Genomic DNA, 14,108 nt, shown 5'->3' on the forward strand with positions numbered 1-14,108 from the left:
TGTGTTAACCGTTATTATTTAGTGCCTGTTGCGCTGCAATTGCTGCTTGGTGAAGGGCCTGGGAAGCTGACATTTTTCCGTAGAGCGCGTTTTCAATGGCATTGCCGATATCAGCAGATATCTGAGAATAAGCGGGAATCGGTGGGCGAGCCTTTCCCACACTCATTTCCTTGGCAAAGACTTGAATAAACGGATTCTTTTTCAAATACTGTTGATACTGAGTGGATTGTTCAGCGGGAATTGACACGGGTAAATATCCACTGCCGGTATCATATCCGATTTGAAATTGCGGTGACGTGACAAATTTGGCAAAGAGAAAAGCAGCCTTGTTTTGTGCAGGGGTCGTATTGAAAATGAACAAACTTTCCCCCCCGATATTGGTGGCAGCAATTTTGTCTTTGGGTAGAGGGAATGCTCCATAATCAACTTGATGTTGTTGCTGGAGAGCGCTGTAATTCCATGGGCCATTGATCATCATCGCCACTTTTCCGGATTCGAAGTCACCTAGTTGATATGCTTGATTTAAAGGACCAAATGTGGCGACATGATCCTTCATGAGCGTGACCCAGTAATTGAGTGCTTTCACCCCGGCCGGAGAGTCAAAGGTTACTTTTGTCCGTGTGCTATTAAGTAGATGCCCGCCTGCTTGCCACAGTAATGTTTCCCATATCCATACAGTCCACTCCTGATTGCCAATCGGCATTTCAAAGCCGTACGTACCATCGTGTGTCAACTTTTTGGCATCTGTCAGGAATTGTTGCCATGTTGCTGGAGGCGTCTTGATTCCAGCTTGCTTGAATAACTTTTTATTGTAGTACACGGCCAAATCATTGGCATCAAAAGGCATTGTCCATACTTTGCCTTTGTAAACGCCTGTCTTAAGAAGTCCCGGAAATATCGTGGAAGAATTGAATTTCTCACTGTGAAAGTATTTTTGGGCTTCGACAATGGCGTTGGAAGAGGCGAACTGTCCAGTATAAGCTGGGGCAATCCAAAGTAAATTAGGCGGGTTGTGCGCAGCAACAGCACTTTCGATCTTGGGAATTTCCGAATCTGCAGCCCCATAGTTTTGCATCGTGATGTGTATGTTTGGATGTTGCTTTTCAAAGACATGAATTTCTTGTTGAACATAGGCCTGGGTCTGTGGTGACTGAATTCCTTCTTCAAACGTCAATGACACGGGGCCACTCGCGGTAGTGCTTTGACTGGTTCCGCATCCGGCCAAAGCCAATGTGCCAACTGAGGTAAGACATAAGGCGGAAATCCAGCGCATGGATGCATGCATAATCTATCCCTCCAATTTTTCCTCAATAATCTCTTTCAATCGGGACATACGTCGATGGACGGGCTCGATTTCATCAGAACATTCTGCCTGCAATGTCTTGTCTGCTAGTCTTGGATGTATCCTTGGGATGTGCCCTCAATGTTTCGCTGCGATGGCAGACGGGGAATAAATGTGCACGACAGCGTGGTACATGAAGGCACATCAATACCAGTAATCTGTTTGAGTAACAATTCAGCTGCCGTGCGTCCAATGTCATATGTTGGTTGTGATATCACAGACAGTGGTGGCTGAATGAACGATGTCCATGGTTCATCATCTAAGGCTACGAGAGTGAGACTTGCTAACTGGTTAGGATAATTATGCTGCATGGTATAGACAAGGCCCATCGCCATTAAATTATTGCTAATAACCACAACCGTGGGCATGTGTGGATGCTGCACTAACCAGTGAGCTGCTTTAACCCCTCCGTCGTAACGGGAATCTCCTTGAAAGATACATCGTTCAGCGTGTTGGGTCGCTTTGAGAAAGCCTTCTAATCGATTTTTCGTTGTGGACAATCCTTGTCGTCCAGTAATAAAACCAAAACGTTTATGCCCCTGCTTTTTAAAGAACTCGACGGCTTCAACCACCGCCTGTTGGCTATCGGTGGTGACGGCAGGTAATGCTAGATGCGTCAATTGTCGGTCAAAAGTGACGACTGGTACCGGTATTTGCGCATAGAAGGTCGTATCATCGTTTTCGGTCCGAACCGGGGCCAGTAATATGCCGTCAACTCCTTTGGCTACCAAGTTTTGAATCGCTTCTTCTTCATGGTTGGCATCTTCATCGGAGTGACTAACAATGACGGTGTAATGCGCTTCGCGAGCAACAGTTTCAACGCCACGAAATACTTGCGCAAAGAATGGGTTAGCCATGTCAGCTGCAATAAATCCAATAGTTCGTAAGGTATTTTTTCGGAGTCCACGACCTAAGGCGGATGGGACAAAGTTCAATTCTTTCATGACCTGTAAAACATGATTACGCGTCTTTTCCGCAACCGGACGGGTTCCATTGATGACATGGGATACCGTTGCAGTAGATACACCAGCACGTTTGGCTACGTCACGAATGGTTGCCATGAAATTTCCCCCATCACTAAGGTAATCGTTTACACGTAAACGATTACCTTTAGAATAGATGTAATATAGTGGTAAGTCAATAATTTTGCAAAAGATTATCAAAATAAAAAGAATATCATACAAACAGTGAAGTATCTAACTATTCGTCAACTTGGACGAAATGTATAGAGTGCATAATTTAAAGTTAACAATGCTCATTGTGACGGCTTAAGCATGATTCGGTTTAACACGAAAGTGCGGACTGTTATAGAGCACTGTGGTAGTAAAAGTTATCAAGAATAAATAGTCATACTGCCATGATTGACCGATTAGCCTTTCACGGACATTTTGTGCTTTTTGAAGACGAAATATAAGCGGGTGATGGGCCTTTGGGGAGTGGCATCCGAGCCGTTGAGCAGCACACCGCATCCCCTCGCACACCAGCTATCCGTATCTCCTCAACAGGGTCACGCCGGCATAGGTATATAGCCAAATAAAAAGGGTTCTCCCTCACATTTGTTGATAGTTTGTAGATCGGGGTCATAGATAATGGGATCTGACTTGACGCGGATTCGGAGGTAACCTGACTGTTAGGGACGCAAAGGGGTCCTTTATAAAGTGGACCATGTGGTCCTGCCTGGAATCATCGCCATTGGTTATTCTTAATAGAGAACAAAGTGGAGCGTTAACGAGATTAGTATTTTCGCAAGACGCTCTTGACTGTCTCCAGTGTTGATGAGGATGAAACAATAATTTGTATGGCTCGGTATGAACTTTTTGATAAAAAGCCGAATGAAGATGCCTTAAATGAGGATCACTTAAACCCTCATACTGGAGGGACACTATGATGACTATGACCGAAACCAAGAATAATCGCATCCGAGTTGCCTTATTAGTGTCCTGTGAATTGGAGAAGGAAGGATTATGCCGCGTAATTAACGCTCACAGTGACATGACGAGTTGTTGTCAGTGGGTGGTGCGGGACAGTGATGAGATATTGAATATGTTCCCCCGTGATGCTGTTGACGTTGCCGTAATCATGTTGCCATGGACTATTCTTGGCGATTTACTCATGACATTCCATCAAAAGTTTCCGAACACGGCGATGGTGGTAGTCAGCAAAGAACCGTTCTATGGGAATGGTATAATCAGGATGCTTGATTATGGGGTAGTGGGATTAACCTGTTCCATGCGGGCGTCGGTGATCGTAAGTATGATTCGTCTGGCGTATTATCACGTAGGAAGTATTGACATAGAGATGGCCAAAGATATAGTGGCGGAATTGCAAGCAACAGGATATTCCCGAAGAAATGCATTATCTCTGCTGGATTACAAAATATGGTCCTTGATAGTACGAGGCTATTCTAATCCCCAAATTGCAAAACATTGCGGAATTTCTCTATCACAGACAAAACATCGGATTCATCACATTTTTAGATATTTGGGCGTAAATAACCGAGCGAGTGCTATTGCAATGTATGACAGATATAGTAGCTTTAACATCCTATTGGACATGGGTTTAGAGTCAACCAACAAGTCCCAAGAGACTGAGATGTTATTAGTTGATAAAAAGTGTGAAACCAAGAAGACGCCGCGGGAATCATCCTCCTAATGAATACCTGACCCCCAAAATACCATGCCACTATAGAAACGACCTACAGATGGTTTAACACCGAAACGCCAGAATGCAATTGCAGCTCGTCGAATCGTATCCAACATTCATAACCGCAGCATCGTTATGATGTTTGGGGTTCTTATGTCTATGGGGCAGAATGTTTCTGATTATGCTCCACGTCAGCGATATGAGACCACTGAAATTCTAACAGTGTAAGCACAATCTGCCCAATAACGACGTTGTGAGATAAGGGACATCATGGCGACTAAAGACAGAGGGAGAGCATAAGTCAACGCGCTAAATTTGGGAGACGTCTAAGACGAGACTACGAGGGCTCGATTTCTTTATTCCATATAAAGGTTAACTGGACAACACGAAACAAATGGCGAGCGAATTCATCGTCATTGTGGTAATCATAGGTTTTCTAACATACAAAGACTGATTTTTTTGAAGCATCATAGCTCTGAATTATATAATGGCGTCCGCTACTTGCTCGATGTGGATTTAGCGAATTTCGTTCATCACTGATCCATGATGTCACCTTATATCAGGTCATGTGGTCATTGGAGAAGAGCCATTTAGCCCTGTTAGGGGCAATATCTTGGTTTATATAGTTATGACAGATGATGGAATTTGAATAGAATACTCAGTGCAAAGGGGAAATATTATGCCTAGTGATAGAAAGTCGCAACAACCACAGGCTGAGACTCCCGAATTATTTAATAACATTGCGATGCATTATGACCGTTGGAGTAATCTTTTGTCTGTCGGTGGGATTCGAGCATGGCATCATTTTGCCATCGAAGACATGCATTTGTCTTCTGGACTCAAAGTATTAGATGTTGGTTGCGGGACAGGAACTACCACACGGCTTATTGCTAAGAAATTGGGAACACAAGGGCAGGTGGTTGGACTTGATCCTTCTGAGGGCATGTTAACGGTGGCAAAGTCAACGATGATCGATCCGGATGCTGCATCTATTGAATGGATATTGGGATCTGCTGAACATTTGCCTTTTGAAGATAATACGTTCGATCGTGTTACAGCCCAATTCTCCTTACGTAATATGGTCGATTGGATACGAGGATTGCAGGAGATGATGCGAGTTTTGAAGTATGGAGGCGAATTGACCATTTTGGAAATGGTGCAACCTCTTACTCAGTTAGGCATTCTGGCGCGGCAAGGTCTTGATGCCGTTACAGCAACTATATCTCATCCTGCTTTAATCCCTTATCAATGGTTGCGTGTTTCATTGCAGCATGCGCCAACGGTTGAGGAATTACGTAGTGAGATGACACAAAGGGGTTTCATTCAGGTATCCGCTCGCCAATGGTTGGGAGATTTGGTCGTGATGTTAACCGGAAGCAAAGCGCCAAGACCTTCCGCCCCCAAGACTTCTATAGTTAGTTCAACCATTGTCTGGGCAATGGATGGCTCGGTCACATCATTACGGGCAGCACGGTGGATTAATGAATTTATTAGGGACGGTACTCTTATTCATCTTGTTACGGTCATTCCGGAATCTCTCTATCCCGAGCAGATTCAAAAGACTGATCGCCAATTTTGGCATCATCAGCACTCGATGGCAAAGGATCTTCTGACGCCGGGAAAATTTCAGGTTGAAACTACGATGGTTGAAGGACGGCCTGGGCCTACATTGGTGGAATTTTGTCAAAGAAATCACGTTAATATGATAGTGATTGGTAATAAACAACGAAAAATTGCCTCCGATTATTGGCAGGAAAGTGTTTCCCGGTATGTTAGCCTGCATTCCACTATTCCGGTTTTAATGGTTCCTACGGATTTCGCCACAAGATAGCCAGAGAAAAATGAAAATTCTGTCATCCACGGATTAGTTGGTCGAGATTAATGAAGGTTCAAGATGCCAGCTCATGTTATCCGTGGTTTTTTCGGAAGATTTCAGCGAGTTTAATTTGACATCACAACAATGATTGTACAGAGATGAAAGAATTGTTACAAGAGGCCTTACACCGAGAGGACGCTCTTAAAGAGCTGGTTAGGCAGCTTGGCCTGTGGCATCAAGATGGAACATGGGAAGCTCTCACGCAATGGATGGCGCTTCTAACCGCTATTCAAAGTTCAGCGACGGGGCCTATGGCTGAGCGCATGGGTACGTTATTGGCTGACATGGGTCCACTGCTGTCACGCATTACGGACGCGGAGACCTTAAAAACCTTGACCTATGTCTTTGATCATCAACAAGTATTAATTGCGGCATTTAGTCAACTGGTGATGTGGCAATCTGATGGAACTTGGGAAGCCCTGATGGATGTCGTGAATCTTATCAAGGCATTTAAAGAATCTATAGGTCCTGGGACAGTTGAACGTATGGCTTCATTAGCTCAAGAAACGGGTCAGAGTTTATTGCGCATGATGGAATCCGATATAATGCCGTTAACATTGGCAATGATGGACGTGACGGCGGATTCCTGGCGTGAAGCACTGGATGATCCCAAGCATCTGACCCTAGGTGCCATGTTACATCGGATGAAGGATCCCCGAATGTTCAAATTAGCCTCAAGGTGATATTTAACATTCTTGAAAAATTACCGATGCGATACCGGGGACAGGAAAACTGAGGACATATAGTATTCTTTCTTTGGCCATACTTTCTAATATGGCAATAGTGTTATGAGCGTAACTTGAACAGAGAGAGAAATTTGCTTGCTAGAAGGTCTGGTAGGCTGTCTACATTATATGTTTGTATATGTTTGTGGATCAAGAAAGATCCTGCGCTCAATGGTGTATTGGCAGCGCTACCAGACCCTATGATTTATCATATAAATTAAATGCCCCAAGAGATTTCGTTCACTTCAATAAATCGTAATTAACACATGATGGATGTCACAGCAAATTTTATAGTGTGTTCTGTTTAGACCTTGTTCCAATACTATTGAGCGGCGACATAAAGTGACAGTAACCAAACGGGGCCCACTACGGATAAGATCAGATCAATAAGAAACATCAATATACTACCCACAAATCCGAGGATATGGATGACAAAGAAAACAAGTCCCATGGCGAGTACATAGACAATGCCGGTTAGGATAATCCCCAGTAATAAGGTTCCATAATGAGAAGAGCGAAAACTGGCAGCCAAGCTTTGACTCCATGTCAGCTGATCAACAAATAATCCCCCCGTCATGCGAAGAACCCAGGGCATTGATAGTACGAAGGCCAGGAGCACGAGAATGACGCCGATGCGGTGTAAAAGCATCACAATTATTCCCGCAAACATCATTAAAGCGAGAAAATACAAGATAACATAAAGAACGAATCCCCAACCCCGTCCATATAAGCGGCGTCCCATTATCCAAAATGTTTCCCAAGATACACGCTCGCCGCGAACCGCTTGCCCATAAAGTCCGTAAATGGCCGCCGTTAAAAAAGGTCCCGCAGCTAATAGGATGAGGTCAATAATTAGAAAACTTCCAGCAAATCGTGCCATATTGTAAGACAATCCGCTTGGATTATTCATATACACGGGATGGATTAGGAGCGAGAAAATGCCTCCGGCACCAATGAGGGCCAAAACGAGAAATAAAAGAAGGGAAAACGCAGCGGTCCATACTAATGCGGTCCAAGTTCCCGCTTGCTGAAGGGCTTGTTGCCAAATAGCAATGGCTTTGCTTAACATTTTATATTCCTCATTTCATGTATTTAATCTCACTTTATCGCAAACTCCTCCCAAATATGATGTAAACAGCGCAAAAATTCGTCACGTGAGGCTGAGTGTTCGTTGAACGTTCTTGGGAGCATTTCCATCACTATCCGCTCACATTCCCTTCCACAAATGTTTAGAAAGATAATGAAACATATTGAGGTGGGAAAGATTCTCGGGAAAATGATGTTTGATCTGAGTCAGAGGTTACCGTTGTCTGAAATATTTGAGGCGTATTATCCCCCAGATGCACTTTGCGGCCTGGGGGATGACAGAACAATTACGGTTAGTTGAAGAGAGACCACTATAGGGCTCCTCTTCCGCACGTGATGGGTGAAAGCCGTGGAATTTATCCCGAGGGTCTAGGGGGCACCTGCGTGTAAATCGTATCCGTAAAACCCAATGCGGCCAAAATGGCCGCCACCGACTGGGTATGAACCGCCGGGACAAAGAGTTGACGGGTCTGGGCATCCAGCGGCACAACAATCAGTCCGCGCAGATGATGTAACACCTCCTGCCCGGTGGGCCGCGCCAACAGACCGCGAGTCGGCGTGGGAAGGGGCGGGGCCTGCCGGGCCCGACGTTCGATGAGACTGAGCACTAACGCGGCGAGCAAGAGCACATAACCTAAGGCTTCCACCCGTTCCGGCTTTTGCACATAGAGCGCATCCACAAAGGCCGGGTCTTTTAAAAAGCGAAAACGGTGTTCGATGACCGTCTGACCTTTGTATTCTTCGAGCAATCGGCGGGCATCAAAGGAGGAGGCCGGCAGATTGGTGATTAAGACAAACGTCGCCGCCCGGTCCTGTGCCGCCTGCACGCGTTGCGCATCGACTGCCCCAATGGTGGGATGGACCCGGTATACTGTGGTGGTAGCCGGTTCGGGGGCATCGTGGCGGGGACGCCCGCGGGTAGTGCGTTTGGGGACCTGTGTTTCCGCGACAACCGTCGCCTCGACATGATGCCATTGGGCGGTAGCCCGCCAAGCGGCCACGGCCGCTTCGGCATCATGAGCACAGGCAAACACGGTCTCCGCGAGGCGAGTCGCCGCCTGGGTTAACTGGTTATGGGCCCGTTCGATCTGGCGGGCGATGGTGTGAACTTTCCGCTCAGCCAGATGATCGGATCGATAAACCACGAGCCGATAGGATCGGCCCTCAATTTCGCCGGTCTGTTCGGCGGCCGCGTAGGTGGCCGCATCGGCACGCTCCCCGATTTTGCCGAGGGGAACCCAGGCGTTGGCCGCCAAGGCGGCCGTCTTCGCATCGTGCGCGGCTCGAAATGTCTCCGGACAACGCGAGAGAAAGCGGAGTGAACGGTCAGCCATTGCCTTTAAGTTAGGACCTGTGATGAGAGCGGAATCGGCCACGTAGACAAGTTGTTGCAGTTGGTGAGGCGAAAAGTAATCGTCTAAGGCCGCAATCATCTCGGCATTGAGGGTTTTATCACTCAGATTCCCGTCTTGCACCGTGCCCACCACCGGAATGCCTTCTCGGGTCCCCAACAGCGTCAGGAGAATTTGACGCAGATCGGGACGATGATCCTTGGAATGGCCATAGGTGGGATGCACTCCGGTCTCGGATCCGGTGTCCGGATACGTGCCATAGACCGAGCGGGTCGTACTATCCCAGTGGACAAACACCGGACTATCGGGCGTCCACACGTGGTCGTGCAAGAGCGCTCGCGTTGCAACGGCACTGAAGACGGTGGCGCCACCAGCGGCGGCGACTTTATCCAGAGCCCGTCCGAGGGCATCATCCGTAAAATCGGCCGCGGTGCGGCCGGATCCAAACAACAAGGGCACATCGGTTAACTGAAATTGCTCGTGGACGCGATACAGAGGTCGACGAGCGGTGAGCAAATTGACGACGAGCGCGAAAATCCGTTCGCCGGGCGACAGGTGGCAACGCTGCGAATCCCACGCAACGGTCTGATTTATGGCCTCGACGAATCCAATTTCTTCACAGAGGGCTCGGATGACCGGTCCAGCCCCCACAACAACGGGTGTCGGCATGGGTGTGTTCATAAGAGATTACTTCGCCATGCGATACCCAATCTCCTTTGCGATCAGCCCAAAAAAATAATTTTTTTTGTTCCTGCCACGTGCGGAAAGTAAGATAGGGGATTTTCTTCCTGTTTATTCAGCCAAAGATTCTTTGGATAAATTTTCTGCTAGGGGCGTCCAACGTTTATGCAGTTGCTTAAGAACCGTAATAGCTAAAATCGCTGTCAACACGTCCATTAAAGCAACGATAACAAAGACAGGTGTCCAACTACCTGTGGCACTTTCTAGGGATGCGGACAATGGACCGCCTAATAACGCGCCCACACCTTGAGCCATGTAGAGTAACCCATAGTTGAGTGTGGCATGCTCACTACCATAAAAATCGGTCAGTGTTGAAGGGAATAATGAGAAGATTTCTCCCCAGCCAAAGAAGGCTAGGCCGGTTAAAACCACAAATAATGCGGGATTTGTAACAAAGGAGATTAATAGAACGATGGATAGAGCTTCCAATGAGAACGCGATAAACATCGTATTCTCTCGACCAATGGAGTCGGATAACCACCCGAAAAATGGTCGGGTAAGACCATTCGTGAATCGGGATAGCGTGAGAGATAGAGGAAGTGCTGCAACACCCAAAACCAAAGCATGACTGACACCATAATCCTTGGCTATAGGACCCACTTCAGAAACAATCATCAATCCACTTGTAGACATCATGGACATCATGATAAACAATAACCAAAATGGTGCCGTTCGCAACATTTCGGAAGGACGATAAGATTTCGTTCGATTTGCAATGGATGTTGCCTTAGGTTGATAGGAGGGGGGTTTAACAAGTCCTTGTGCGGCAATCAATCCCACTGCACCTTGGATTATTCCGAACAGGAATAAGGCGTGGGAATAACCGGACGTCTTGATCATGTGTGCGATCGGGAAAGTCGTCAAAATAGCACCCGCCCCGTATCCCGCGGCTGCCAGACCGGTAGCGAGTCCACGGCGGTGGGGGAACCAACGAACCATTAAACCAATGACACCGACATAAATAATGCCAGAACCAATTCCTCCTAACACACCGTATGTCAAATAAAGTTGAGTAATACTGGAGACGGTAGCAGAAAAGAACCAACTCGCTCCAATTAAGAGTGAGCCTATGGTCATGAGAAGACGAGGTCCAAAACGTTCGATCAAAAAAGCTTGGAATGGAGAAAACCATGTCTGAAGCACAACGAAGATCGAAAATGTTACCTGAATTGCGGCGAGACTCCCACCTAGATGTTTTTGAATCGGATCGACAAATAGTGTCCAGACATATTGAGAACTCGAAATACTCATCATCAAAATAATTCCCAGGACGAGCTGTCTCCATTGTGTGGATTTGGCAGAAAATGATGGGGACGTTATTTGTGTCATCTCACAGTCCTCCTTTGGAAAAAGGCCGATTTATTCACTACAGGATATACCGATGGATAGAAATAGCGGAAAAATATCAAAACAACGTAAGGAATTAACTGAATTTATGTTAGAAATTTAGTTTATTGATTATAAATAATAACAAAGCCGCCGTGTTGGCGGTTTATTTGAGCAAACAAACTTGTGACCGGAATCTATATAAAAATACAAACGTGCTATCAGGCCAGTTGTACAGAGCGAAGAGAATATATTAGGAAGATGACAAAAGAAATGATCATCATAATCTTGCCTAACCAATAGAATTTGCCTGTTTTTGCGCAATGTGAACGTGCGGGGAAATAGTCGCAAGGAGAGAAGTTATTGCTTGAAGTGAATGCCTGGTTGTTTGATCTACAAAGAACTGTTAGGCAAGTTATGCGGTAAGAGCTACGTTAAACTCATACTACCCCGCTGTGTGAGTTGGTTGAGAGATGTGCATCGGGGTAAAAGGATCTGTCGAGCGAAGACTCTATGGTTTACGGTTAGATTATTGTAATCAAAGATCGGCGCCCATTTTTCCCGGTAATAGAGATTAATATAATTTTAAGGGTGAATAGAGTCTCACACATGCTTGATACGGCATGATAAAACAGTTGTTATCCCCCGCGGGATTTATATCTAGTTAATGGTATCGGTTTGGAACTATCGATAATTGTCTTTGCGATGAGACAATGGATTACAGTGTGTGCCGAAAAACTAGACAAGTTGGGGGACCCTAAAGTATTACACTGCATATACAATGGCGAAACAATACTGGTATTCCGCTATCGTCTGACAGACTCACAGAATTTGCATCCAACTAATCCATAGATGGACATACCTGGCCACATTTTGATGGGAAATCTGCGAAACCTTAGAAATCCCCTTAGTATTCACGGCCTCTAAGTGGACATTGTCCATTGCGGCCTCACCATTGAAAATCATGCTTCCATGCGTATTTTACCCGTCACAAATGTACGGTTTGACTGTTGGCCAATGGCCAGTAAAAGTGAGCATCAAACCTGTGTTTACTAAACGGTGTGGCGGCTCGACAGCTATCCACGACTTCACCCTTCGTTAGCATATGGCGGCTAACAGGTCCCGATCACGTGTAACGAGTGGCTAATTATTAGGATAAAGTTAGAGAATATTCACATCTCGTTATTAGTTTCTATGCACCCAAATATCGGAATAGATAACAATTATTGGTTATTTTGCCAAAGTATTTTACAGAAACTTCCAGTATAATTTCATATTGATTCAAGGAAATTTCACATTCTTCTCTATAGGAGGTGCCCATGTGAGTAAGCCATCCAAACGACGATTTAATGCGCTGGTGAATAACCCCGTGATGGAAGATTATGCGTTGCGGTATGCGCCCCAGTCCTTTCGCCGCTGGAGTGAATTTGCCGTGGCCAGTTCCGCCTTAGGTGGGATTGCCTACTTAGCCGACTTTGCGATTGGCGGCTCTATTACCTTAAGTTATGGCTTTACCAACGCCTTGACGGCGATTCTGGTTGTGGCGGTAATCATTTTTCTCACGGGGATTCCCATCGCCTATTATGCGGCCCGCGATAACATTGATATGGATTTGCTCACGCGCGGCGCGGGGTTTGGCTACTATGGATCGACCTTAACCTCGCTGGTGTATGCCTCGTTTACCTTTATTTACTTCTCGTTGGAAGGCTCGGTCATGTCGCAGGCGATTACGGCCTACTTTGGCATTCCCTTAGCAGTGAGTTATGTGATCGCGTCTTTGCTCATTATTCCCCTAGTCATCTACGGCATGACCTTTTTGTCGAAGCTGCAAGTGTGGACCCAACCCGTCTGGTTAGCGCTCTTAATTCTGCCGCTGATTGTCCTCGCCACCAAAGATCCCCACGCCTTTGTCCACTGGACCCATTTTGCAGGGAGCGCGGGCCGTGCCGGCTTCAATGCCTTGCTCTTCGGGTCTGCCGCCGGGGTCGTGTTGTCCTTGATTGCACAAATTGGCGAACAAGTCGATTACCTCCGCTTTATGCCGAATCTGACCGCGCAAAATCGGCGGGCGTGGTGGTGGGCGGTCATTCTGGCCGGGCCGGGGTGGGTCGTGTTAGGCGCGGCCAAACAAATTGGGGGATCGGTACTCGCGTCGTATATTGCTCCGCAAGTGGGCCCGGTCAAAGCCGATGAACCGATTCAAATGTATTTGCATGCGTTGCATTTGTGGATTCCCAATGTCGCCATGGCGTTAACCCTTGGGACCTTTTTCGTCCTCCTTTCGCAAATCAAAATTAATGTCACCAATGCCTATTCGGGATCCCTGTCGTGGTCCAACTTCTTTTCGCGGATTTTTCATGTCCATCCTGGCCGCGTGGTCTGGCTGGTGCTGAATGTGGGGATTGCCCTGACCTTGATGGAACTCGGTGTCTTTGGCTTTTTGGGCAGTATTTTAGGGTTTTATTCCAATGTGGCGGTGGCGTGGATTGGTGCCGTCGTGGCGGATTTGGTGATTAATAAGCCGCTGTTGAAGCTGAGTCCGAGCTATATCGAATTTAAACGGGGCCACTTGTATAATTTTAATCCGGTGGGATTCGGATCCATGGTCATCGCCTCCGCCGTGTCGATTGCGGCCTACTTTGGCCTCTTTGGCAAAGTCCTGAGCGCGTTCTCCCCCTTCTTATCGCTCGGGCTCGCCTTCGTCCTGTCCCCGATTATTGCCCTTCTCACGCACGGCAAATATTACATTGCCCGCACCAGCCCCACGATTCCCGAGAGTCCCGACGGCGTGGCCTGTGCCGTGTGTGACTTTCGCTTTGAAGCGCACGATATGGTGGACTGTCCCCATCACGCAGGCACCGTGTGTTCGTTATGTTGCAGTTTGGAAGCCGACTGTCATGACCGCTGCAAAGTTCCCGGGAGCTATATTCACATCGCCCCCGCTATGCAGGAAAATATGAGCCCTCGCGTCTAAACGACGAAGGATCTCTTTATTTCATGATCTTTATTTGGAAAGG

At 46.8% G+C, this 14,108-nt stretch carries 9 protein-coding genes; 4 read left to right on the top strand and 5 right to left on the bottom strand.

What is annotated here, in order from left to right; all coding sequences use genetic code 11:
• Nucleotides 1–4: 4 nt before the first annotated feature.
• On the bottom strand, nucleotides 5–1,285 hold the full coding sequence (locus AOA63_RS11560; RefSeq protein WP_053959838.1) for an ABC transporter substrate-binding protein: 1,281 nt from the start codon (nucleotides 1,283–1,285) through the stop codon (nucleotides 5–7).
• A gap of 104 nt (nucleotides 1,286–1,389) precedes the next feature.
• Nucleotides 1,390–2,403 carry a LacI family DNA-binding transcriptional regulator gene (locus AOA63_RS11565; RefSeq protein WP_053959839.1) on the bottom strand — a complete coding sequence of 338 codons (1,014 nt, stop codon included), beginning with the start codon at nucleotides 2,401–2,403 and terminating at the stop codon, nucleotides 1,390–1,392.
• An 823-nt stretch (nucleotides 2,404–3,226) separates the two neighbouring features.
• Here AOA63_RS11565 and AOA63_RS11570 point away from each other — a divergent pair.
• The 3 genes from AOA63_RS11570 to AOA63_RS11580 all read left to right on the top strand — a co-directional run bounded on the left by AOA63_RS11570 (nucleotide 3,227) and on the right by AOA63_RS11580 (nucleotide 6,544).
• Entirely contained in the window at nucleotides 3,227–3,994 is a 768-nt protein-coding gene (locus AOA63_RS11570) for a helix-turn-helix transcriptional regulator (RefSeq protein WP_053959840.1), read from the top strand.
• 670 nt (nucleotides 3,995–4,664) lie between these two features.
• A complete protein-coding gene (locus tag AOA63_RS11575; RefSeq protein WP_053959841.1) occupies nucleotides 4,665–5,816 on the top strand; it encodes a ubiquinone/menaquinone biosynthesis methyltransferase in 1,152 nt (383 codons plus the stop codon).
• A gap of 143 nt (nucleotides 5,817–5,959) precedes the next feature.
• Entirely contained in the window at nucleotides 5,960–6,544 is a 585-nt protein-coding gene (locus tag AOA63_RS11580; RefSeq protein WP_053959842.1) for a hypothetical protein, read from the top strand.
• A gap of 364 nt (nucleotides 6,545–6,908) precedes the next feature.
• Here the strand turns inward: AOA63_RS11580 and AOA63_RS11585 are convergent, their stop codons facing one another.
• The 3 genes from AOA63_RS11585 to oxlT all read right to left on the bottom strand — a co-directional run bounded on the left by AOA63_RS11585 (nucleotide 6,909) and on the right by oxlT (nucleotide 11,094).
• The gene (locus AOA63_RS11585; RefSeq protein ID WP_053959843.1) at nucleotides 6,909–7,655 is read right to left on the bottom strand and encodes a hypothetical protein; all 747 of its coding nucleotides are present in this window, start codon (nucleotides 7,653–7,655) and stop codon (nucleotides 6,909–6,911) included.
• 373 nt (nucleotides 7,656–8,028) lie between these two features.
• Nucleotides 8,029–9,693: an IS1634 family transposase gene (locus AOA63_RS11595; RefSeq protein WP_171822752.1), complete on the bottom strand. Its 1,665-nt coding sequence runs from the start codon at nucleotides 9,691–9,693 to the stop codon at nucleotides 8,029–8,031.
• 123 nt (nucleotides 9,694–9,816) lie between these two features.
• Nucleotides 9,817–11,094 (bottom strand): oxalate/formate MFS antiporter, encoded by a 1,278-nt coding sequence (oxlT, locus tag AOA63_RS11600; RefSeq protein WP_053959846.1) that lies wholly within the window; start codon nucleotides 11,092–11,094, stop codon nucleotides 9,817–9,819.
• A gap of 1,318 nt (nucleotides 11,095–12,412) precedes the next feature.
• Here oxlT and AOA63_RS11605 point away from each other — a divergent pair.
• The gene (locus AOA63_RS11605) at nucleotides 12,413–14,065 is read left to right on the top strand and encodes a purine-cytosine permease family protein (protein ID WP_053959847.1); all 1,653 of its coding nucleotides are present in this window, start codon (nucleotides 12,413–12,415) and stop codon (nucleotides 14,063–14,065) included.
• Nucleotides 14,066–14,108 lie beyond the last annotated feature (43 nt).

This window comes from Sulfobacillus thermosulfidooxidans (genome assembly GCF_001280565.1).
In the GTDB taxonomy this organism is placed as follows: domain Bacteria; phylum Bacillota; class Sulfobacillia; order Sulfobacillales; family Sulfobacillaceae; genus Sulfobacillus; species Sulfobacillus thermosulfidooxidans_A.